The 25,162-nt window shown below is 40.8% G+C and carries 10 protein-coding genes; 6 read left to right on the top strand and 4 right to left on the bottom strand.

Going from position 1 to position 25,162, the window contains the following annotated elements:
• Window positions 1-445: 445 nt before the first annotated feature.
• Both clpB and IM515_RS10580 read right to left on the bottom strand, forming a co-directional pair.
• Window positions 446-3,064, bottom strand: coding sequence for an ATP-dependent chaperone ClpB (gene clpB, locus IM515_RS10585; protein WP_287627179.1), 2,619 nt, complete (start codon window positions 3,062-3,064; stop codon window positions 446-448).
• 419 nt (window positions 3,065-3,483) lie between these two features.
• On the bottom strand, window positions 3,484-5,385 hold the full coding sequence (locus tag IM515_RS10580; protein ID WP_193959084.1) for a thiamine pyrophosphate-binding protein: 1,902 nt from the start codon (window positions 5,383-5,385) through the stop codon (window positions 3,484-3,486).
• Window positions 5,386-5,754: 369 nt separating this feature from the next.
• Here IM515_RS10580 and IM515_RS10575 point away from each other — a divergent pair, with 369 nt between their 5' ends.
• The 3 genes from IM515_RS10575 (at window position 5,755) to IM515_RS10565 (ending at window position 7,687) form a co-directional block, all read left to right on the top strand.
• A complete protein-coding gene (locus IM515_RS10575; RefSeq protein WP_287627178.1) occupies window positions 5,755-6,018 on the top strand; it encodes a HypC/HybG/HupF family hydrogenase formation chaperone in 264 nt (87 codons plus the stop codon).
• A 115-nt stretch (window positions 6,019-6,133) separates the two neighbouring features.
• Complete coding sequence (hypD, locus tag IM515_RS10570) at window positions 6,134-7,243, top strand: hydrogenase formation protein HypD (protein ID WP_287627177.1); 1,110 nt, start codon at window positions 6,134-6,136, stop codon at window positions 7,241-7,243.
• A gap of 90 nt (window positions 7,244-7,333) precedes the next feature.
• On the top strand, window positions 7,334-7,687 hold the full coding sequence (locus tag IM515_RS10565; protein WP_287627176.1) for a hypothetical protein: 354 nt from the start codon (window positions 7,334-7,336) through the stop codon (window positions 7,685-7,687).
• Here IM515_RS10565 and IM515_RS10560 read toward each other — a convergent pair.
• On the bottom strand, window positions 7,684-8,181 hold the full coding sequence (locus IM515_RS10560) for an HNH endonuclease (protein ID WP_002759301.1): 498 nt from the start codon (window positions 8,179-8,181) through the stop codon (window positions 7,684-7,686). The genes IM515_RS10565 and IM515_RS10560 overlap by 4 nt on opposite strands.
• Before the next feature lie 217 nt (window positions 8,182-8,398).
• Here IM515_RS10560 and IM515_RS10555 point away from each other — a divergent pair, with 217 nt between their 5' ends.
• From IM515_RS10555 to IM515_RS10545, 3 genes are all read left to right on the top strand, one after another.
• A complete protein-coding gene (locus tag IM515_RS10555; protein ID WP_287697986.1) occupies window positions 8,399-8,560 on the top strand; it encodes a hypothetical protein in 162 nt (53 codons plus the stop codon).
• Window positions 8,561-8,846: 286 nt separating this feature from the next.
• Window positions 8,847-24,251 carry a putative Ig domain-containing protein gene (locus tag IM515_RS10550; protein WP_287633277.1) on the top strand — a complete coding sequence of 5,135 codons (15,405 nt, stop codon included), beginning with the start codon at window positions 8,847-8,849 and terminating at the stop codon, window positions 24,249-24,251.
• Between the two features lie 259 nt (window positions 24,252-24,510).
• Window positions 24,511-24,822 carry a hypothetical protein gene (locus tag IM515_RS10545; protein ID WP_287633279.1) on the top strand — a complete coding sequence of 104 codons (312 nt, stop codon included), beginning with the start codon at window positions 24,511-24,513 and terminating at the stop codon, window positions 24,820-24,822.
• A gap of 16 nt (window positions 24,823-24,838) precedes the next feature.
• Here IM515_RS10545 and IM515_RS10540 read toward each other — a convergent pair.
• Window positions 24,839-25,162 (bottom strand): REP-associated tyrosine transposase (locus tag IM515_RS10540; RefSeq protein ID WP_502881972.1); only part of this gene is annotated, 324 nt, incomplete at its 5' end.

Genomic DNA, 25,162 nt, shown 5'->3' with positions numbered 1-25,162 from the left:
ACCTGTTGAGGCAGGTTTTTTGGGCTTTTTTATGTCTGAAATGGAAAAACAGCACTTTTTCTCGGTCAATGATTACGATAAGTTATAACTTAAAGATTAATCAACAACTAAAGCTTATGCTTGTAGCTAAGTAAAATCATTGATTAAGAGACCTGTACTTTTCAATAACTTTTTGCCGCAAACCCTAATTAGGGTTTGCTGAATATCGGTGGAAGCTTTACTAGAAAAGAGTTTTGGCACTTTTTTAGAAAAAAAGTCCCAGAAATAAACTTTGAGAAATCGATCCGAGGGACTCAAAACCCTTGCACTTTCCTCGGCGAACGCAAAGCGCTCGCTACGCGAGATCACCAGATAAAATTAAGAAACTAAGCGACGAAACCGGCAAAATGCTAGTTTCGTCGCTTCTAGATTACCTCTGGGGACTTATTCAGCAGACCCTACTTAATTAAGCAGTTACTACTTGGGAAGCTAACCGTTTAAAGGTCAATCTTTCATCGGCCACATCGACAAAAATCGTGTCTCCCCCTTTGAATTCGCCGCGGAGAATTGCCTTAGCGATCGGAGTTTCCACATATCTTTGTACTGCCCGTTTTAAGGGTCGCGCACCGTACACTGGATCGTAACCAATTTCTGCCAGATAATCGAGGGCAATATCGGCAAGTTTCAGGGCTAATTTTTGTTCCATCAAGCGATCGCTGAGATTGGCTATCTGTAGTTTGACAATCGATCGCAGTTGTGCTTTTTGTAAACTATGGAAAATGATCGTTTCATCGATACGATTAAGGAATTCGGGACGGAAACTATTCCGCATTGCTTCCATCACCCGGGCCTGCATTTCCTCGTAACGAGACTCATCACCAGCCACGTCTAAAATGTATTGAGAACCGATATTACTGGTCATAATAATGATGGTATTTTTGAAATCAACCAGATGACCTTGAGAGTCGGTTAAGCGCCCATCGTCAAGGATTTGTAACATAACGTTAAAAACGTCGGGATGGGCTTTTTCAATCTCATCAAAGAGGATGACAGAGTAGGGACGACGCCGGATTGCCTCGGTTAATTGGCCTCCTTCATCGTAGCCGACGTATCCCGGAGGCGCACCCATGAGACGGGAAACGCTGTGTTTTTCCATGTATTCCGACATATCGATGCGAACTAGAGCCTCTTCCGTGTCAAAGAGATTGCGTGCTAAAGCTTTCGCCAATTCTGTCTTACCAACACCCGTCGGACCGAGGAAAATAAAGCTGGCCGTGGGACGGTTGGGATCTGATAAACCAGCGCGGGAACGTTGAATCGCTTCGGCTACGGCTGTGACCGCTTCTTCTTGACCGATGACACTTTCGTGTAATTCGTCTTCCAGATTGAGGAGTTTTTCTTTTTCCGATTCGATTAATTTATTGAGAGGAATTCCCGTCCATTTCGAGATAATTTCGGCGATATCCGATTCGAGAACTTCTTCCCTTAATAAACTTTTACCGGTAGTTTGTTTGTCAGCCAATTGGGTTTCTAGGGCGGACATTTGCCGCTGCAGATCGGTTAATTTTCCGAACTTTAATTCGGCGGCGCGATTATAATCATAATCTCGTTCGGCCTGTTGGATTTCTAGATTAACTTGTTCGATCGCTTCTTTAACCCCACGAACTTTATCGATAATCTCTTTTTCTCCTTGCCATTGGGCATTTAATCCCGATTGTTCTTCCTTGAGGTTAGCCAGTTCTTTTTCTAACTTTTCTAACCGTTCTCGCGAAGCTGGATCGTATTCCCGTTGTAGGGAAAGTCTTTCCATTTCTAGCTGGAGAATTTTGCGATCAATTTCATCGAGTTCTTCCGGTTTAGAGGTGATTTCCATTTTCAATTTGGCTGCCGCTTCATCAACTAAATCAATGGCCTTATCGGGCAAAAAGCGATCGCTAATATAACGATTAGAAAGCAGTGCCGCTGCCACTAAAGCATTATCGGCAATTTTCACCCCATGATGCACCTCATAACGTTCTTTAAGACCGCGAAGAATCGAAATAGTATCGACCACATTTGGTTCATCTACTAAAACCTCTTGGAAGCGTCTTTCTAACGCCGCATCTTTTTCGATATATTTGCGGTATTCATCGAGGGTAGTGGCTCCGATACAACGCAATTCACCCCGGGCTAACATTGGTTTTAATAAATTGCCCGCATCCATTGCCCCTTGAGTGGCTCCCGCACCGACAACGGTGTGAATTTCGTCAATAAACATGATGATATTGCCTTGGGAATCGGTGACTTCCTTGAGGACAGCTTTTAATCTTTCCTCAAACTCTCCGCGATATTTTGCTCCCGCAATTAAGCCACCCAAATCGAGAGAAATAAGAGTCCGATCTAACAGAGATTCTGGCACATCACGGTTAATAATCCGCTGGGCTAATCCTTCGACAATGGCCGTTTTTCCTACTCCCGGTTCCCCGATTAAAACCGGATTATTTTTAGTCCGACGCGAGAGAATCTGAATGGTGCGACGGATTTCGTCATCCCGTCCAATTACGGGGTCTAATTTACCTTCCCGTGCCAATTGGGTCAGATCCCGTCCGTATTTTTCTAGGGCCTCGTATTTGCCTTCTGGATTCTGATCGGTCACTTTTTGACTACCTCTGACTTGTTGAATAATTTCCTTGAGTTTGCTTTCGGTAAGTCCGAATTCTTGAAAAATATTTTTACCGAAGCGATCATCTTTAGCATAACCTAAAATCAAATGCTCGATCGAGATAAAGTCATCTCCAAATTCTCGACGATAATTTTCCGCTCGATCGAGTAAACTATCTAAACTACGACCTAAATAAATCGAGTCGCCGGGGTTAGATATTTTCGGTTGACGACGGATAAAGTCATCGGTTCGATCCCGCAAACGGGCTAAACTAATATTAGCTTTACTAAAGACACTGCCCGCTAATCCCTCCTGTTCAAGAAGGGCTTTCATTAGATGTTCGCTTTCGATTTGTTGCTGGCTGTTTTGTTTGGCAATGTCCGGCGTTTTGACGATTGCCTCCCAAGCTTTTTCTGTAAATTGTTGTGGATTGGTTGGCTGCATTTTCTATAAGAGATTACTTTTATACCCTAGAGATTATTCTAGATTGACCGGTTTGTCGGCTCCTAGGGGCTTACCGTACCTAGTTCAGGGGGATTTCCCCTCAATGGTGCGATTTAAGCCGCTAAAGTTTATAAGCTGTCAGGGATTTAAACTGCGTCTGGGAAATTTTAGTACAAATGCTCGGATTCTCAACCAAGCTAAAATCTTAATTATTAAAGATGTTCACTGATGACTGATTACTGATGACTGTTTACAAGGGCCGAATCTAAAACCTAAGTAGGGAGGCACAATTATTTGTAGGATGGGTTAGCGGTAGCGTAACATAATCGGGCGTTGGGTTTCATGCTTCAACCCAACCTACGTTCTGATGACTGATTACTGATAACTGATGACTGATTAATTTCCCCCTAAAATACTCTCTAAGCGATTAAAGATTTAACTTTACTAATGATACCAACTGGGTCAATACCTTGGTGGGGGAATTGTTCCCATAAACCGCCACAACCTTCATGGTGAGTACCGATATAGGCGTATTTAGGAGTTAAACCGCGTTCGAGTAACCAAGAACCATAACGGCTACCTAAACCCGTGCGACGGTTAAATGCTTCTACCACTAAAACAAAGGGAGAATTACCAACTTTAGCGATAATTTCTTCATCCACTACATTGAGGGTCGGTTTATTAATTAAACCCACGTCGATCCCTTCTTGTTTTAAGCGTTCCACTGCATCTAAAGCGCGGTATAAACCATCGCCAAAGCTGATGATATAACCGGCAGTGCCTTCCCGAATTACTTCATCTTTTCCGGGGACAAAGCTATAACCATCGCCAAAGAAATTATGACCGTTAGTATCAAGAATATTGGGAGTTTTAGAACGAGTCGAGAAGATAAAACGTAAACCGGGTTGATGGAAAGTTGCCTCGACACAAGCGGTCATTTGTGCCGCATCGGCCGGGAAATAAAGACGGGTTTCGTAACCGTCATCTAGTCCATTGTCGGCAAAGAAATTATTCAAACCAAAGTGACAGGTATTATCCGCCATGTCATCGATACCAGAATGGGAAAAATGACATAAAAGATTAGAATAATTCAAACGCGCCATGGTGATTTCAGAAATACACATTTCTAGAAAAGCGGCAAAGGTGGCGAAAATTCCCTGTTTACCTTTTTCCATACCAAAACCAGCAGCCGCCGAAAGATTGCCCCGTTCCATAATACCGGAAGGAATAAACACTTCGGGATGTTTATCGTGGATAATTTTCAGACCGCAGGAACCTTCTAAATCGCTATCTACTACTAATACCTTAGCCTTGCGTTCTTCCTCGCTCATTTTGCCTAAAAGACTGACTACTGCTTCGCCGAAAACGTTGCGGTTAGAACCCCATTTATCCCCAGAACCGAGGAATTTATAGTCATTAGAAGGCTTCTTAATACTGTTGAGATATTCCACGGCGGCACTGTGTCCTTTTGCCTCTAAATATTTCAAAGCCAAGGGGACAGAAATCACATCATGACCGTGGTTAGAACCTTCTAAACCTTCAATTCCGGGACACATGGGACGTTTATTAATAATCGCAATCGGGCCAGGAGTATTAATTGCTTCACAGATATTGCGATACAAACTATCGATATCTTCCCCATCTCCCACTAACACTTTTAGTCCATGGCCGGTGAGAGTTTTAGCCACATCATAACCGGGTAAATATTTGGAAGGATTACCAGCAATCGTCACATCATTATCATCAATAATTAGCTTAACATTGATGTGTTGAGCCACGGCTAAACGGGCAGCTTCCGCGTCATTGCCTTCCTGTTGAGAACCATCGGAACCTAAACAAAAAACGGTTTTTCCGGGGTTAGCTAAAGCGACACCGTTAACGTAGGGCCACATATGTCCTAAACGGCCAGAACTAAATTTTACGCCGGGGGTTAATCCTAATTCCGGGTGTCCGGGGAGTTTAGAATTAGCCTCGCGGTAGTGCATTAATTGTTCTGGGGGTAAAGAACCTTCTAACGCAGACATGAGATATTGAGTACCGACGCGGTGTCCTGCTTCATCGAAGAAGATTGGTACAAATTGACTAGGTTGACTGCGGAAAAGAGCATCGAGAATCACCACTTCCGGGACGGTATCGTAGGGGCCGCCGGTGTGTCCACCCACACCCCGGGCCGCACCCGTAGCAGTAAAAAAGATGATAGCATCGCGACAGAGTTGGATATTGGCTTTTAGGGCGCTTCTTTGGTCGTCGGTGAGGGTGGGGTTACTGGGGTCGAGACTGATGGGTTTATAGGCGCTCAAATCGATGGGAAAGGTTGTCATCGTAGATTTTCCTTAATGTAGAGAAATAACTATAGTCAGGGAAATCATAGCCTAGAATGTCACCCGATCGATTGATTGAATAATTTCTTATCATTGGTGTAGTCCCTAATACAAAAGTTTTACCCCTGCTGGGATAGCGTCCACGGTCCGGGACGGGGGAAATCTTAAAAAAGATAGGAGAAAAAAAGCTGTTCTTGAGGGCAATAGTCCAGAATGGCAGGTAGGACTAAGTTAAAAGGATAACCTTTGACTGTATAGCTTTTCTTAGAGGGATGAAGTATGACCTAATTCTCGGTTGATATTACTGCAACCTCTAGTCCAAAAATCAGCGCATAATTAACAAAAACTAGATTTTTCAAGGTAAAAACTATGTGTTTAGGCATACCGGGACAAATTACGGCAATTATTGATGAAAACCATCATCTCGCTCTCGTCGATGTGGGGGGTGTAAAAAGAGAAGTAAATATTACTTGCATTGTTGATGAAGACCATCCTGCTAATACTTGTGTAGGGGATTGGGTATTAGTTCATGTGGGGTTTGCTATGAATCGAATCGATGAAGATGAGGCGGAAGAAACCTTAAATTTATTAACACAATTAGTGGAATTAGAGGCAGAATTTAATCATAATTAATGTTCTTAAGTAGTCACATACTAAGTTAATTATATTGTCTATCTTAAGAAAGGTAAATTACGGCAATTATTACTGACGACCGACAGCTAAAAATTATAATTAAAGGGGATAAACTATGAAATACGTTGATGAATTTCGTGATCCAGTTAAAGCGTCGGGATTAATTCAACAAATTGAACAATTATCGATAAGAATCTCTGAAAAGCGGGAAAAAGTTACTAAAATTATGGAGGTTTGTGGAGGTCATACCCACTCAATTTTTAGATACGGTATCGAGGCAATACTTCCGGAAACTATCGAATTAATTCATGGTCCTGGATGTCCCGTTTGTGTGATGCCGCGAGGTCGTTTAGATGATGCCATTTTTCTCGCACAACAACCGAACGTAATTCTGACAACTTTTGGCGATACTATGCGTGTCCCCGGTTCCCATTTGAGTCTGCTGCAAGCACGAGCAAAAGGTGATGATATTCGCATGGTTTATTCTCCTCGCGATGCCTTAAAAATTGCCAGAGAAAATCTCGATAAAGAAGTAATATTTTTAGCATTAGGTTTTGAAACAACCGTTCCTAGCACCGCTTTAACTGTTCTAGAAGCACAAAGAGATGGTATCACTAATTTTAGTTTATTTTCCAATCATGTGGTGATTATTCCCGCTCTGAAAGCTTTGTTAGATAACCCAGATTTACAGTTAGACGGTTTTGTTGGTCCTGGTCATGTTAGCATGGTAATTGGCACAGAACCCTATCAAGTTATTGCCCAAGAATATCATAAACCTGTGGTAGTTTCTGGGTTTGAACCTTTGGATATTCTCCAATCAATTTGGATGGTATTAAAACAATTAGATGAGCAGAGATGTGAGATAGAAAATCAGTACGATCGAGTGGTACAAAATCAAGGAAATAGAGTCGCTTTATCGGCAATCAACCAAGTTTTTGAACTGCGGGATCAGTTTGAATGGCGAGGTTTAGGAGAAATTGCTCAAGGAGGATTAAAACTGCGAGATGAGTACAGTAATTTTGACGCGGAGAAAAAATTTACCCTACCCAATCAGCGTGTTAAAGATCACAAAGCTTGTCAGTGTGGCGAAATTCTTAAAGGTGTTTTAAAACCCTGGGAATGTAAAGTATTTGGTACTGCTTGTACTCCCGAACATCCCATCGGCACTTGTATGGTTTCTAGTGAAGGTGCTTGTGCCGCTTATTATAAGTATGGTAGAAATTAGTAAATTTTTTTACTGATTAGGTTCCTTTCCGGTGAGGAAACGCTAGAATTATCACCAGAAGAAATTAACAATCTCTCGGTGATAAAAAAGATGAAGATCAAAAATAATCTGGGTTTATTTGGCTTAACTACCTCTGTGCTGCTAGTTATCGCTTCGGAAATCGTTCTTGCTTCCCAAGAACAAACCCTAGAACTGCAACCAAGTCAACCCCCCAGCGCCGATTTTTTCAAACCCGTCACCAATCTAATTAAAGATTTAAACCATCAGGGAGTAACTATCACCGATCCCAATGATCCCATGGCGGTGCGCTACCGAGTCAATTCCCCCTGTGCTGGTTGTTCAGTTTATCTAGGCACGGGAGTTGCCAATCCTCGCACCCAGACTAATAATAATGGCATGGGAATCAATTTTGGTCTTGGTTTCACCATGCCTTTTTCACCCTAAATACCGATGACATATTTACGCCATTCGTGATTGTGATTGCCCCTGGTGTGCTTTAATAGCTCAAAGTGGAGACTGCTGTAGGGACGACGAGGTTGGGCGTGCAGGGACATATTGGCCTCTTTTGGTGTACGATTGCCCTTATGCACATTACAACGCACACAAGCCGCCACTAAATTCTCCCAGGTATCACCCCCTCCGCGAGAACGGGGAATCACATGATCGATGGTTAATTGTTCACCTCGGTAGAGACAGTATTGACAGGTGTGATGGTCTCGTTCGAGAATATTACGACGGGTTAAAGGAATTTCCTTGTAGGGAACACGGACGTATTGCCTAAGACGGATAACAGAAGGTAGGGGTAAGTCACGACAAACCACTTTTCCGTTATGTTCTAGGGATTCAGCTTTTCCTTTCAACAACAAAACGATCGCACGCCGCCAACTGGTAATATTTAGCGGTTCGTAGGAGGCATTCAACACGAGAACCTTGCTCATAGGTGTCTGGAGATCGCTTGAATTTACCCCGCATGGTAACACAGATCCCTGGGATTGGAACCTATTACACTAAATCGGTTGAGTATAGATCTGGTAGGGTGCGTGTTTGTGGCGATTATCTCTGATAAAAACCTAAATTAACAATCCGCACCCCACGCACCAACTTGATTATTAAATTGGTGCGTTACGCTGCGCTAACGCACCCTACGATATTAAATTGGTGCGTTACGCTTTGGCTAACGCACCCTACGATATTAAATTGGTGCGTTACGCTTTGGCTAACGCACCCTACGATATTAAATTGGTGCGTTACGCTTTGGCTAACGCACCCTACGATTTATGTTTTTGTTTGTGGCGATTATCTCTGATAAAAACCTAAATCCTTTGAGTATAGGCTACATATCAGGACAGGCACTCATGCAAAAGGGGGAATAAATAATCAGTCTTTTAATAACCAGATTTAGTATGAACTCTCGAAAATTAATTATGCAAGAACTCTAATCATATTATTGAAAATGGATTTAATATAATTAGCAAAACTAATGATATATATATATATATATGCAAATAATTTATATATAATTGACAGTAAAAAGAAACGCCATTAGGATGCCAACAAAGATTAATTTAATGAATCAAGCTAGACATCCAAGCAGAAGGCATAAGTGGATTTTCCAACACTTCCCCCAATACTTCTAGAAGATGGCTCAAGTCTTTTGGGAGTAGATCAGACTTTGATGGCGACAGCGCCATCTATGCTGGCTCCGACAACGCCAGAGGTGGTTCCTCAAGTCACACCTCTCACCCCATCTTCCCCTAGCAATTTTATTGCTCCCGTGAGCGCGACGGTGAGTGATAACTTAGCTAATCAAAGTGACTCTCTGCTATCAACCCCATTATTAGTTAATCCAGAGGCTGCTAATTTCTCCTTTTCAGACCAAGATACTTCTTGGACAGGAACCCCTCAAGTCACTCAACTAGATGATTTAGGCGAGGTTTTAGTCGTTCCGGGTAATCCCTCAGAAAGGGTGAATATGGTTGTCCAGTGGACATTGCGAGAGGCAGATTTTAATAATGAAGTGGGATTCTTTCTGGTGGATGCTTTAGGTGGGGTAGAAGGTATCGCCCCCGGTGAACCAGGATTCGCCGAAGCGGCTTTAAGCAGTTCCAGCCGGCAAACTCTCTTCAATTCGGGTAATCAAGCGGGAAATTGGCGGGAATTTACCGTTGCGGGGGGTAGTCGTCTAGGGTTTTATGTGATTCAAAACAGTACTAGCGCTAATTGGTTAGAAAATAATCGACAAAATCAGGGTCAATCTGGGTTAGCTTTTTTCTCCCTGAAAGGAGCTAATCCTGATAGCTTTGATCATTCCCAAAGTAGTCATCTTGGTCGCGGAATCTGGCGGTTTAACTGGGAAGATTTGACGGGTGGAGGAGATCAAGATTTTAACGATGTTGTTTTTAATATTGCTCAAGCAGGAATTGTCTTACCCGGAGACAAAGGACAGCAGGTTCCCCTCACAGTGGAGGCTGTCAGTCAGGATAATACTTTTCCAAACGAGATGGGTTATTATTTGGTTGATACCCCGGATGGCGAGATTAATGGGATTAAACCAGGGGATCAGGGTTATTTAGATGCGGCCTTGTCAGGCGATCGCCACCAGGTGATTTTTGCCTCTGGGAAAGCGTTTGATAGTAAAACTTTTAACGTCCCTTCTGGGAAATATCTGGGATGGTATCTAGTCGCTAATGGGACAACAGATCAGGCGATCGCCAAGGGGGAAAATGCCCCGCCGGTTTTCTTTTCCTTTGCGGCAGCCAATGAGGATGGTTTAAATCATGTCCATGCTCAACAGGATAGTCAGACCTGGGCCTGGGAAGATTTTTGGGGCGGCGGCGATCGCGATTTTAATGATTTAGTGTTTCGGTTCAGTTTCGGGGAACCCACTGGAGAACCGATTCAGTTACCGTCTTTGAGCATTGAAAATACCACAGTGACGGAGGGGAATATAGGAACTGAAGCTGCTAATTTTACAGTTCGTTTATCAGCCCCTACAAACACAACAGTAACGGCTCAATTTACGACGACGGATGGAACTGCCCAAGCGGGTACAGATTATGAATCCTCAACGGGAATTTTGACGTTTGCACCGGGAGAAGTGGAGAAAAATATCGCAGTTGCTGTGAAGGGCGATACAATTAGCGAGCCTACGGAAACCTTCACGGTCAATTTAACAGGAGTGACCAATGCTATTCTGATTCAAGGTGAGGGAATTGGTACGATTATAGATAATGATAATTCGCCGAATCCACCTGATAATAATCCTCCTGTCACCGATGCCGATAAAACTATTACTTTACCAGAAGATAGTCAACCTATCCCCTTAAATATTAATCCACCTACAGATATTGATGGGGATACTTTAACTGTTACTATCACTCAATTACCAGATAATAGCAAAGGAAAAATAACTTTAGCTGATGGTACAGTTATTAATGTGGGTGATGAGATTTCAATTAATTCTCTAACTTCTTTGCTATACACACCTCTAGCAGATGTTAATGGTAATGGTGGCAATTTTATTTATACTGTGAGTGATGGTAAAGGAGGGAGTGATAGTCAAACAATTAGTTTTGTCATTAATCCGATTCAAAACCCTGGTAATAATTCTCCGGTAACAGATGCTGATAAAACTATTACTTTACCAGAAGATAGTAAACCTGTTCCTTTAAATATTAATCCACCTACAGATATTGATGGGGATACTTTAACGGTTTCTATCACTCAATTACCTGATAATAGCAAAGGAAAAATAACTTTAGGTAATGGTACAGTTATTAATGTGGGTGATGAGATTTCGATTAATTCTCTAACTTCTTTGCTATACACCCCTCTAGCAGATGTTAATGGTAATGGGGGCAATTTTGTTTATACTGTGAGTGATGGTAAAGGTGGGAGTGATAGTCAAACCATTAGTTTTGTTATCACCCCTGAGAATACTTCTGCTAATAACCCTCCTGTCACCGATGCCGATAAAACTATTACTTTACCAGAAGATAGTCAACCTATCCCCTTAAATATTAATCCACCTACAGATATTGATGGGGATACTTTAAGGGTTTCTGTCACTCAATTACCTGATAACAGCAAAGGAAAAATAACTTTAGCTGATGGCACAGTTATTAATGTGGGTGATGAGATTTCGATTAATTCTCTAACTTCTTTGCTTTACAGACCTTTAGCAGATGTTAATGGTAATGGTGGCAATTTTGTTTATACTGTGAGTGATGGTAAAGGAGGGAATGATAGTCAAACCATTAGTTTTGTTCTTATTGCAGTCAGCGACAATAGTATTCTTCTGAGAGAAGATAACATTTTTAGCAAGCAATACCAGCAAACTATTAGTGTTCCTGTTGATTCTTCCTTCCTCAGTTTTACCTATAACGATCTGAACTTTGATACTACTGATTCTGACAGTATTAATGATGCTTTTGAAGTCGCTTTAGTCGATGCTCAAGGCAATTCTTTAATCCATACAATTCAACCTAATCGAGATGCTTTCTTTAATATTACAGAAAACCAACCCTCCGCAGTTGCTTCTGGAGTAAGTATTGCGGGAATGACGGTTAAGGTGAATTTAACGGGAGTGACACCAGGGGACGCTACTTTAATCTTTCGGTTAGTTAATAATGATAGTGACACGCAAACTTCAGTGCGTATTAGGGATATTCAACTGTTAGCAGGAGATGGAACAACTGCACCTCCTGTCACCCCGAACCTTAAAGCTGCTGCCATTAATCAAATTATCGATTTTAGTCAATTATCAGATATAAACAGCAGCTTAAATGCCGAATATTTACGGACTTCTTTTAACGAAGATAGTAAAACCCTATACGCAGATTTTGTCGTGCGAAATCAGGGAGAATATGTAGTTGATTCGCCTTTAGTAGTAGCGATTAAATCGATTAGTAATCCTACTGTTCAGGTGGTGGGAGCAACTGGCATAACTCCCGAAGGATTACCCTACTACAATCTTAGTGATTTAGTGGATAGTAACACCTTAGATCCCGATGAAATTACCCAAAGTAAAACACTGGCTTTCTTGAATCCGCAGGAGGTTCAATTCACATACAAATTAGTCTTTTTAGGAAAGTTAAATACAGCACCAAATTTTATCAGCGATCCTGATATTGAAGCGTTAATTAATAAACCTTATATCTATGATGCTGATGCTACAGATTTAGAGGGAGACACCCTAACTTATTCTCTCTTAACTGCACCTAACGGGATGACTATTGAGAGTGATACTGGCAAAATTAGCTGGACTCCTGGGACAAATACTGTTGGTAATTACAGTATTTCTGTACAAGTAAACGATGGTAGAGGTGGGATAGATCAACAAGATTATACCCTGTCTGTGATTGAGCCACCTCCAAATCGTCCCCCGATTATTACTTCGATTCCTATTGTTGATGCGAGAGTCAAACAAGAATACCAGTATCAAGCGATCGCTACCGATCCTGATAGTGATACATTAACCTATAGTTTGGTAAATGCTCCCAATGGTATGACTATCGATGCGAATACGGGTTTAATCCGTTGGACAGCAACAGCCAATCAAACAGGATTACAGGAAGTTGAATTGAAAGTTAATGATGAAAAAGGAGGAGTTGCTGAACAGAAATATCAAATTTTAGTTCAACAAGAAGCCAGAAATACGCCACCTGTTATTATTACTGATCCAGTAACTAAAGTTTATCCTATTTCTAGCAGTGGTAATCCGCAGTTATTTGATTTATCGAAATGGACGATTGTTCAATATGATTTAACCGTTCAAGATCCCGATGCTAGTTGGCAGATTCAACCTGGAAATACAGTCGTTGAACAAAAAATTAACGCTGATGCTTCTATTTTATTAAGTAATGTTGATGTAACTAATAACAGAATTGAGGGAACCTGGAGAGTTGGAACGAGTGATGATGATGACTATATCGGCTTTGTTTTTGGCTATCAAGATCCTCAACACTTCTATGTATTTGATTGGAAACAAGCTGATCAAAATGAGTCCTCGTTAGGTTTTGCTGAACGGGGAATGAGTATTAAAGTTGTTGATGCCAATTCTTCCTTAACAGGAACCGATTTATGGCCGACGAATGGCAATGGACAGCGAGTTAAGCAACTATTTCACAATACCGTTGCTTGGAAGGATTTAACAGACTATAAATTTACGATTGATTTCGTACCGGGTCAATTTACGATTACAGTTAAAGAAGGAAATACGATTATAGATTCTGTCACCATTAACGATAATACTTACACTTCGGGTAAATTTGGCTTTTATAATTATTCTCAGTCTAATGTTCTCTATAGTGGTTTTAGTCAACAAGCTTTACAAGCTTATAATTATCTTTATGATGTTAATGCCATCGATCCAGATCAAGACAAATTAACTTACTCCTTAATTGACAAACCAACCGGAATGGTGATCAATCCTGATAGTGGACTGATTACTTGGGCTACTTTTTCTCAATCTAATCCGATCAATGTTGAAGTAAAAGTTGAAGATGGTCGAGGAGGATTCGATACCCAAAGTTTTATTATTGAATTAGCCGATAGAAATATTGATTTAACTTTAGCTGATATTCATACAGAAGACCTAGTGATAGATGGGCAACTTTTAACCGTATCGGGACAAGTTTCTGCTCAAATCAAAAATCAAGGGTTAAATAATTTAAATGATCGCTTTAAAGTCGTTTTCTTTGAAGATAGAAACATTAATCAAGCTTATGATGTGGGAATTGATACTGTTTTAGGGGAAGCTAAAGTTAACACGCCACTACAAGCGGGTCAAAGTACAACTGTCACCACGAATTTGTCAGGTTTCTTGAGCTTTATCAACAGTCCGATTTGGGGATTTGTCGATGCTGATAAGGTAATTACTGAAACTAATGAAAACAATAATTTAGCTTTCAGCAGCCAAGATTGTATTATTCAACCCTCTGGACAATTTAACCCCATTGTCGAGTGGAACAAAAATACTTTCTCTGTTTTACCAAGTTCTAATCAGGTAATGATGACTCCCGCAGTCATTGATCTAAACGGGGATAAAATTCCTGATATTGTTTTCAGTACGTTTACGGGTAGTAACTATACAACTGATGGTAAATTGCGTGCAATCAGTGGAGCCAATGGAAGCGAACTCTGGACAGTTACTAATTCTGCTTATGAAGTACGAGGAGCGTCAGGAGTAGCAGTTGGAGATATTGACAATGATGGAAAACCGGAAATTTTAGCAACGGGAGAAAGTGGAGATGCTTTAATTGCTTTTGAGCATGATGGGACGTTTAAATGGCGTAGTCCAGCAGTTTGGGGGGGGATCAATTGGGGATCTGCTTCAATTGCTGATCTCAATCAAGACAGTACACCAGAAATAATTATCGGAGCAACGGTACTCGACAATCAAGGTAGAATTATTTGGCAGGGGAACTCAGTGGGAGGATTAGGCCGTGGAGATAATGGTCCCGGTCCTCTTTCGGTTGTAGCTGATCTCGATCTAGATGGCAGTCCAGAAGTAATCGCTGGGAGAAGTGCCTATCGCGCTAATGGTTCATTATATTGGAATGCTTCTATTAGCGATGGTTTCCCAGCTATAGGAAACTTTGACAGCGATCCTAACCCTGAAATTGTAGTTATTTCTAATGGACAAGTTTATCTATTAGAACACACCGGCCAAGTGAAATGGGGAGGAATTAGTATTCCCGGAGGCGGACGTGGTGGTGCGCCAACTATCGCTGATGTTGATGGTGATGGTCAACCAGAAATCGGCGTTGCTGGTGCTAATAGATACGTTGTTTTAGAAACAGATGGTTCAATTAAATGGACAAGCGTTACTCAAGATAACAGTTCCAATGTAACGGGTTCATCCGTTTTTGATTTTAATGGTGATGGCAATGCTGAAATTGTGTATGGAGATGAGTTTTATCTAAGAATCTATAATGGTAGCGATGGCAAGATTCTTTATCAATTACCGAAAAGTTCGGGAACAACTTATGAATTACCACTAATTGTTGATGTCGATGCTGATGGTAATGCAGAAATAGTGGCTATTGCTAATAACTATGCTTTTGGTTCGCAAACGGGGATTTTTGTCATTGGTGACTTAAATGATACTTGGGTTTCTACTCGACAAATTTGGAATCAACACAGTTATCATATTACCAATATTAATGATGATGGTTCAATTCCAGTTAAAGAACAAAATAGTTGGCAGACTCACAATACCTATCGCCTTAATCTTCAGACGAACTATAGTCCTCTAGCGGCTCCCGATTTAACCGCTTCTTATCTACACACAGAAGAAGTTGCAGGCAAAACAACAATAAAAGCAAGAATCGGTAATGGTGGCTCAATTTTTGTGGCTTCTGGGGTTAATGTTGCTTTTTATAAAGGCGATCCGAAAGCAGGAGGAGTGCTTTTAGGGACAACTAAAACGACCCAAAAATTAGAAATTGGTGGCTTTGAGGATGTTAGTATAACGGTTACTGGGACTTCTTTACAAAATATTTGGGTTGTAGCTGATGATGATGGAACAGGGAAGGGTCAGGTCAATGAATGTAATGAAGAAAATAATCGTTATAGTAAAGTTTTTGTTAATGGTAGAGGAGAAATTCGAGGAACTAAGTGGGAAGACATAAACGGTAACGGCATTAGGGATGCTAGAAACGACACAATCAACTTAACTGTTCGAGGCACAGATGTAATCTTCTTGGCAGGAAGGAATGATGTTTCTATTCCACCTATAGGAAGCAATAATTCAAACTTTCCTTTAAGTCGTCACAGTGTTGTTAGGATCGGTTTTTTTCAAGAAACCTTTCCCGAAGAATTAGTCGCTAACACAGGAGATGTTTTTACCTTTGATTCAAGTGGTAAAATTGATTTTTTCAATGGAACTGGTCAATTTTTTAATTCTGATGGTAGCAATCCCGACGGAAGTAATTTATTCAAATTAGCAGGAGTTAGTGGGTATCAAGGCCCAGAAGGAGCTTTAGTAGGGGTATTTTTAAATAATAATAATCCAGCCAATAGTAACGCCCCCTCAACGCTAAATTTTACCTCAAGCGGTTTAGGACTTGACTTTACCGCCCTTAATCCCGAATTAGGGCAGGTATTCTTTATTGGAAATGGTACAACTGGCACAGAACAGCGACAGCAATTTATTGCACCAAAAGGAGCAACTCGTCTGTTCTTAGGTATTGCTGATGGCTTTGATTTTGATGGTCAACCAGGAGCCTATGAAGACAATGATGGGGCTTATCAAGTTAGGATTAATCGTCAAACTAACGAACCCGGATTAGCAGGTGTCAATGTGTATTTGGATGCAAATAATAATGGGGTACTCGATCCTAATGAACCAACTCAGCTAACTGCTGCCGACAATCCCAATACTCTAGAAATAGATGAAACTGGACAATACAGATTTACGAATTTAACACTAGGTAATTATATTGTGCGGGAAGTTGTACCAGAGGGATATAAACAAACATTTCCAACTAATTTAAGCAACCGTATTATTACCAATACCAATGTTAAAGTAACAGGAATTAGCGATCCTTGGTTGGCGGGAATGCCCGATGGCTCAAAAGCAAGTATAGAGGATACTGCACCCGGTCAATCCCCCACAATTGTACGCAATTTACAATTGCTTCCCGGTTCTATCTTGACCTTTGAAGTCACTGGCGGACAAGTAGGTAATGGGCCGAGTCCATCTTTACTCTCACCGAACGCTGATGGTACAAATTCCGTTGGTACTTTTCAAAATCATTTAACTCAATTCGCTCAAACTGATGGAGGCGCGGAAAATGGAATTTCTGGTCTTTTTGCTCCTATCAATAGTCTAGTTGGGCTATTTCTGGATTTAGGACAACCTAATAGTAGTGCTGCACCTATTACATTAGATTTTAGAAATTCGGGTAATGTAACTGGAGGTATTAATTATTCTACCCTTGCGCCTCAGCTTAAGCAGGTCTTCTTTATTGGAGATGGTCTCAACGCTGAGGGTAAACGACACCAGATAATTGTCCCTAATGGAGCAACAAGATTATTCTTAGGAACAATGGATGGTTTGGGATGGTGGAATAATGTTGGTTTCTATGATGTCAGCGTCACTGAATCATTATCCGAGCCTCAACCTAGCTTCCATACTGTCACTCTAACATCAGGTCAAATTGTCGAAAAAATTAACTTTGGCAATATCAAAACCAACGAAATTAAACCTAATCAATCCCCATCTTTTGTCTCTACAGCCCCCACAACCGCTCAAATTGATCAACTTTTGCGCTACGATGCTAAAGCAACAGATCCCGATAGCGATCCTCTAACCTTCGATCTTCCCCTCAAACCCGAAGGCATGGCAGTTGAAGCAACCACAGGCATTTTAGTCTGGAAGCCTACCCTTGCTCAAATCGGTATTCATGATGTAACTTTGCGAGTACAAGATAACAAAGGAGGAGTGAGCCTACAATCTTTCCAAGTTATAGTAAATAATCTCAATAATGCCCCAATTATTACCTCTAACCCTGACTTAGATACAGTAATTAATCTACCCTATCAATACCACATTCAAGCGCAAGATGCAGACGGAGATGCGATCGCTTTCCGTTTAGACACAGCCCCAACAGGTGTTACCCTTGATGCAACTACAGGAATCTTACGCTGGACTCCGATCAATTCTCAAGTCGGACAGCATACTTTCACTCTCATAGCTAGTGATGGCAAAGGGGGAGAAACTCGTCAAACCTATAATCTCAATGTACTGGCTTTTGCGCCGAATCATGCCCCAGAAATTACCTCTACACCCCGTAATAGCGTTGCTTTAGGAACATCCTATTTCTACACCTTAAATATCTCAGATCCCGATGGCGATCTCCTTACTATTAATCTACAAACTGCCCCCACAGGGATGACATTGAATCAACAAGGATTGATCACTTGGACTCCCGAAGCGAATCAATTGGGTAATCATACCGTAAAAGTTGAAGTAAACGATGGACGGGGTGGATTTGCTGAACAAGAATGGGCGATTGCTGTTGTTAGTCAACGTAGCAACAATCAAGCCCCACAAATTCTCTCTACCCCTTCCCTAAAAGCCAATATTAACCAAGTTTATCAATATAATCTAGTAGGGAATGATCCTGATGGCGACCCGATTTTCTGGTCTTTGGAAACTCGTCCACAGGGAATGTCTCTTGATGTTACTAAGGGAACAATTCGTTGGCAACCTAAACTAGATCAAATCGGACTTCATGAAGTAGTTATTCAAGCGATAGATACTCAAGGTGCAATCAGCAGCCAACGCTTTACCCTGGCTGTTAATGGGGTTAATCTTCCTCCTAATATTACCTCTGTCCCCCTCACCCGAACAGTTACGAATCAAGCCTATACCTATACTGTTGTTGCCAAAGATCCAGAAAACGGAATTTTAACCTATAACTTAGGTCGTAAACCCAACGGTATGACCATTGATCAGACGGGTAAGATTCAATGGACACCGACTCAAATAGGTAACTATGATATTGATGTTTTAGTAGCCGATAATCAAGGCGCAACTGCTACTCAAACCTATCGGTTAGTAGTGGGAACCCAAGCAATTAATCAAGCACCAAATATCACCTCTACTCCTCTATTTGTGGCGAATGTAGGCAGTGCCTATCAATACCAAATTCAAGCGAGTGATCCAGAGGGACAATCATTAACCTATCAACTGATAGAATCACCCCAAGGCATGACCATTAATGCTAACACCGGCTTAGTACAATGGAACACACCAATTACGGGTAATTATAAAGTAGTCGTTGCCGCTTTTGATTCCCAAGGATTGGGGGTGACACAAGGTTACACCTTAACCTCTAAAGTGAATAGCCTTCCCGTGATTCGTTCCACAAATCCACCCACAGGGGCAATTCCTGGCGTACCTTATCGCTATGATATTCAAGCAACCGATCCTGATGGTGGTATTCTGAATTATAGTTTAGATGCAGCTTCTCAAACTAAAGGGATAACCCTAGATGAAAGAGGACGTTTAAGCTGGACTCCTTCCACTTCTCAAACAGGAATCCATGCCATTACTTTAACCATTACCGATGCAGCAGGAGGCAAGGTTACTCAAAGCTTTAATCTCACCGTCGCACCCGATACTACTGCACCGAAAGTTATTATTAATCGTAATAAGAACTTTACCAATAAAGGGGAAGCAGTTTCTTTCCAGGTGAGTGCAACAGATAATGTCGGTATTGCCAACCTGCAATTACTCATTAATAATACTCCCGTCGTAATTGATAGCAATGGAGTCGCTACTTTCACACCGACAAATCCTGGAGTTATTACCGCTAAAGCTTTAGCCTTTGATGCTGCTGGAAACAAAGCTGAAGCTACTACTACCGTTAATGTTCTCGATCCCACCGATACGGAAGCACCTAGTGTTAGTTTAGACTTATCAGGAATTGCTAACTTTGAAATTACCGCACCCACACCCATTAAAGGCACAGTTAACGATACTAACCTAGCTTATTATGCGCTTGAAGTTGCTCCGGCTGATGGTAGCGCACCTTTCAAAGAAATGTTCCGAGGCACAACTCCAGTTACCAATGGCGTATTAGGAGTATTAGATCCCACCTTGTTGCCTAATGATACCTATCAAGTCCGTCTGGTTGCCTACGATGTCAATGGTAAAGGTAATGGAGTCGCAGAATTATTAGATGTTAGTGGGGATTTAAAGCTAGGGAATTTCCAACTCTCCTTCACTGATTTAGAGATTCCTGTTGGTGGTATTCCCATTACTTTAACCCGTACATATAACACTTTAAATAGTAATAATAAAGACGATTTTGGCTTTGGTTGGCGCATGGAATTTCGAGATGCCGATGTGCGAACCAGTTTACCCAAAGATGAACTTTATCAAGAATTAGGTTTCCGCAGTGTGGGTTTTAAAGAAGGGGATGCGGTTTATATCACACTACCAGGGGGTAAACGGGAAAGATTTACCTTCAAGTTAGAACCAATGAAAGTAATGGGTATTCCTTTAACAGCACTGATGGGAAACCGTGCCTTATTTATTCCTACATTTGTCGCGGATAAAGGTTCTACCAGTACCTTAAGTGTAGAAACAGCAGGAGTCGTCTTAACTCGAGGACAAAATGGTCAAGTCGTTCCCTTTAGTGGAGGTTCTGCTTTTGCTCATTACCATCCGCAAGATTGGGGTAATTACTATCAATTAACCACCAAAGAAGGCATTGTTTACGACATTGATGCTACCACAGGAGATATTAATAGTATTACCAATCGCAACAGCGATAAACTAACCTTTACTGATGCGGGAATTACCAGCAGTAATGGACTAAAAGTAACCTTTGGCAGAGATACTCAAGGTCGTATTACTACTGTTACCGATCCGATGGGTAAACAGATTAAATATGAATATGATAGTAAAGGAGATTTAATTAAAGTTACTGACCGAGAAAATAATACCACTCAGTTTAAGTATAATAATGCTCAACCTCACTACTTAGATGAGATTATCGATCCCTTGGGACGAACTGGTATTAAAAATGAATATGATCAAAATGGACGCTTAACGAAAGTTTTTAATGGGGAAGGTAAAGCAGTTCAACTCGAATACAATCCTGATAATTTTGTCTATAGCGTTAAAGATCCTCTTGGCAATTCTACCACTTACGAATCGGATGCAAGGGGTAATATTATCACGGAAATCGATGCTAATGGTGGCATTATTAAACGCACTTATGATGACAGGAACAATCTTCTCAGTGAAACCAATCATGAAGGGGAAAAACTCTCCTATACTTATGATACTAAGGGCAATAAATTAAGCGAAACCGATGCTTTAGGTAATGTCACTCGCTATAATTACAATAGCAACAATGACCTTTTAACGACAACTGATGCGCTAGGAAATGTTACTACCAATACTTATGATAGTCGAGGCAATTTACTCTCTATCACTGGATTAAGTAATGGAACTGTTACCCTCGCTTACAACAATAATGGATTATTAACTCAGTTAACCACTGGTGAAGGAACAACCAAATATGAATATGATTTCCGAGGCAATATTACCAAAGAAATTAATCCCCTTGGCCAGGAAATAACCTATACTTATGATGGCAATGGTAATCGCCTAACAGAAACTCGCAAAGTAACTACTACTAATGGTATTCGTACCCTCGTTACCAAGACTGAATATGATAGCAAAGGTAATATCATTAAAGTCACCGATGCGGAAGGGAACATTAGCCAAACAATTTATGATGCAGCAGGACAAAAAATCAAAGAGATTGATGCTTTAGGTCGGGTCACTAAGTATGTCTATAGTGAGGGAGGACAACTGTTAGAAACAATTTATCCTGATGCAACACCGAATAATGATAGTGATAATCCTCGGACTCGCAAGGAATATGATGCAGCGAATCGAGTAACAGCAGACATTGACGAATTAGGAAGACCTACCCAATACCAATATGATGCGTTAGGACGTTTAATTTATACTATTTATCCTGACTTAACCCCCAATGATAACACCGACAATCCGCGCCAAGAAACCCGTTATGATAAAGCTGGACGTGTTATTGCAGAAGTCGATGAACGGGGTAATATTACTCGTTACATCTATGATGATGCAGGAAGGAGAACAGAAACTATTCTTCCTGATAGTACCCCCAATAATGATACAGACAACCCCAGAATACTTGTTACCTATGATGCTTTAGGTCGTCAAATTAGTCAAACCGATCCATTGGGACGTAAAACTGAATTTATCTATGATAATTTAGGTCGTTCTACGGGTCAAATTTTTGCCGATAATACCAGCATTTCTACTACTTTTGATCAAGCGGGTCGGGTGATTGCTAAAATCGATCAAGAAGGGAACAAAACTAAATATGAGTATAACGCATTAGGGCAATTAACAGCAGTAATTGATGCGCTAAATAATCGCACTGAATACGGTTATAATGAACTAGGCAATCTCATCACTCAAAAAGATGCCAAAGCCAATATTACTAAGTATGAATATGATGGTATAGGTCGCCGAATTGCTACCCAATTGCCCCTAAATCAGCATTCTACCACCCAATATGACCAAGTAGGTAATATTGTTAGTACGACTGATTTTAACGGTGAAATTATTACATTTATCTACGATGAACGCAACCGACTAATCAGGAAAGCCTTACCCAATAATGAACAAGTTGTCTATACTTATACCTTAACAGGTCAACGAGCAACAGAAACCGATAGTAATGGGACGATAACCTATCAATATGATAGCCGCGATCGCCTGTTATCTCGCCTCGATCCTGATGGGGTGAAAATTGAATACACTTATGATGCAGCAGGAAACCGCACTTCTGTTAACATTCCTTCTGGTAAAACTAGCTATACTTTTGATGAGCAAAATCGCCTGAAAACAGTCACAGATCCCAATAACGGAGTAACAACTTATACTTATGATTTAGCTGGAAATCTGAGCAAAACAACCCTACCCAATGGAACAATAGAAACCCGTGAATATGATTTGTTAAATCGTCTGCTGTATCTCCAAAACAGTAATAGCAATGGCGTTATTAACAGTTTCCGTTATACCTTAGATAAGGTGGGTAATCGTCTGGCAGTTGTCGAACAAGATGGACGGAAAGTTAACTACGAATATGATGATATTTATCGTCTCTTAGAAGAGGAAGTGATTGATGGAACAACCCGCAGGATTAGCTATACTTATGATCCAGTTAGCAACCGTTTAACCCGCAATGATTCGGTAGAAGGTAATACTACTTATGAGTATGATCGGAATGATCGTTTATTAAAAGAAGTCACCAATGGGGTAACAACTACCTACACTTATGACAATAATGGTAACACCTTATCTAAGACCACTGGAACGGATAAAGTTAACTATCAATGGAATGCGGAAAATCGCTTAATTGGTTTGGATAATAATGGGGATGGTGTTAATGATGTCACTAATAAATATGATAGTGATGGCATCCGAATTAGTCAAACAGTTAACGGCGATGAAACTCGTTTCTTAGTGGATAAAAATCGCGATTATGCTCAGGTGTTGGAAGAATATACTCCGAGTAAGATTATTAAGGCGAGTTATGTTTATGGACATGATTTGATTTCTCAACTGCGTAATAGTCAGCGTTCTTTCTATCATGTGGATGGATTGGGAAGTACAAGAGCGTTAACGGATATTAATGGTTTGGTGAGCGATCGTTATGCTTATGAAGCGTTTGGGGAGATTATTAAGCAGTTAGGAAATACGAAGAATTTGTATTTGTTTGCAGGGGAACAACGCGATCCAAGTTTAGGATTAGATTATTTGAGAGCGAGGTATTTAGATGTTAGTACAGGAAGGTTTGTGAGCCGCGATAGTTTTCCTGGGTTTGACAAAGATCCGATTACACTACACAAATATCTTTATGGAAATGCTAATCCAATTAATGGAATTGATCCTAGTGGAAAATTCACACTGTTAGAAGTACTAAATGGAATCAATGCCTTCTTTCTTGGCTATTCTATTGGTACATTCATCTATGAACCTACTGTTGATAATGCGTTAGCAGTATTATTTGAAATATTAGTATCTTATATTGGTGGCAGAATTGTATTGGGCGGGGCATCGGGTGGTGTATATGCTCAAAAATGGTATTACGAAACAATATCATATGGAGGTTTTTGGGAATACTCACTAAAGGCTGGAAGAAATATTAATACGATTAATGAGCTTGCATTAGCTATCAGAGAAGGGGTACTTAAGATAAGTGATGTTCCCGTTGGAATTATTGTTAAGGATGGGACAAAATATATTGTGAATACTAGGACGGGACAAGCACTTGAACGAGCAGGAATCCCAAAATATAAGTGGGCTACTAGCGATATAAGTACAAATCCAGAGCTTACAAAATTATTGGAAGCACAACTTCGGAGAAACAAATTATCAAATGGTCAGGGTGTAAGCAATCCTATTTCAAAGGGGTTGGGTATTGGGTTTTAATATAGCGCGATCGCCGATCTTGTAGGGTGCGTTAGGCGGCGATAATCTCTGGCAAAAAAACAAATTAACAATCCGCCGTAACGCACCAACTTCACCATTAAATTGGTGCGTTACGCTATCGCGCTTCGCACCCTACTGGACTGTTTCAGGTGTATTAGTGCGATCGCCGATCTTGTAGGGTGCGTTAGGCGGCGACAATCTCTGGCAAAAAAACAAATTAATAATCCGCGCCCCACGCACCAACTTTATCATTAAACCGGTGCGTTACGCTATCGAATGGCGCACCCTACAATTTATGTTTTTGTTGGCGGCGATTATCTCTGATAAAAACAAATTAATAATCCGCGCCCCACGCACCAACTTTATCATTAAACCGGTGCGTTACGCTATCGAATGGCGCACCCTACAATTTATGTTTTTGTTGGCGGCGATTATCTCTGATAAAAACAAATTAATAATTCGCGCCCCACGCACCAACTTGATTATTAAATTGGTGCGTTACGACGGATTGCTAGATCTAAGCAAAAGCAAAGATTATTACCGTCTAACGCACCCTACATTTTATTACTAGAATATTGATAATTAAATCACTCATCCCAAATTGCTGTTGGTATTTCTTTTATTCCATCGCTCCCCCAATTAGGCGGATAAATTCCCTGAGCAATAAACCGATGGATGCTTGAAAACTGCCAATCTTGCGGATTCGCACATAATCCATGTTTTACGGGATTATAATGAATATAATCACAATGCAGAGCAAAATCTCTTTGATCTCGAAGCAAATGTTCCCAATAACGACGCTGCCAAAGATTGCGCTCTCTTCGGTTTATTCGTGACTGAGAAACTTCTCGGTTAACACCTAATTGTTCTGCATAATGCTTGGTAACATACGTTTTAATCAATCGCAATCT

The organism is Microcystis sp. M44BS1 (assembly GCF_020244875.1).
Lineage (GTDB): Bacteria > Cyanobacteriota > Cyanobacteriia > Cyanobacteriales > Microcystaceae > Microcystis > Microcystis panniformis.
This window is presented reverse-complemented; position numbering and strand designations above follow the sequence as displayed.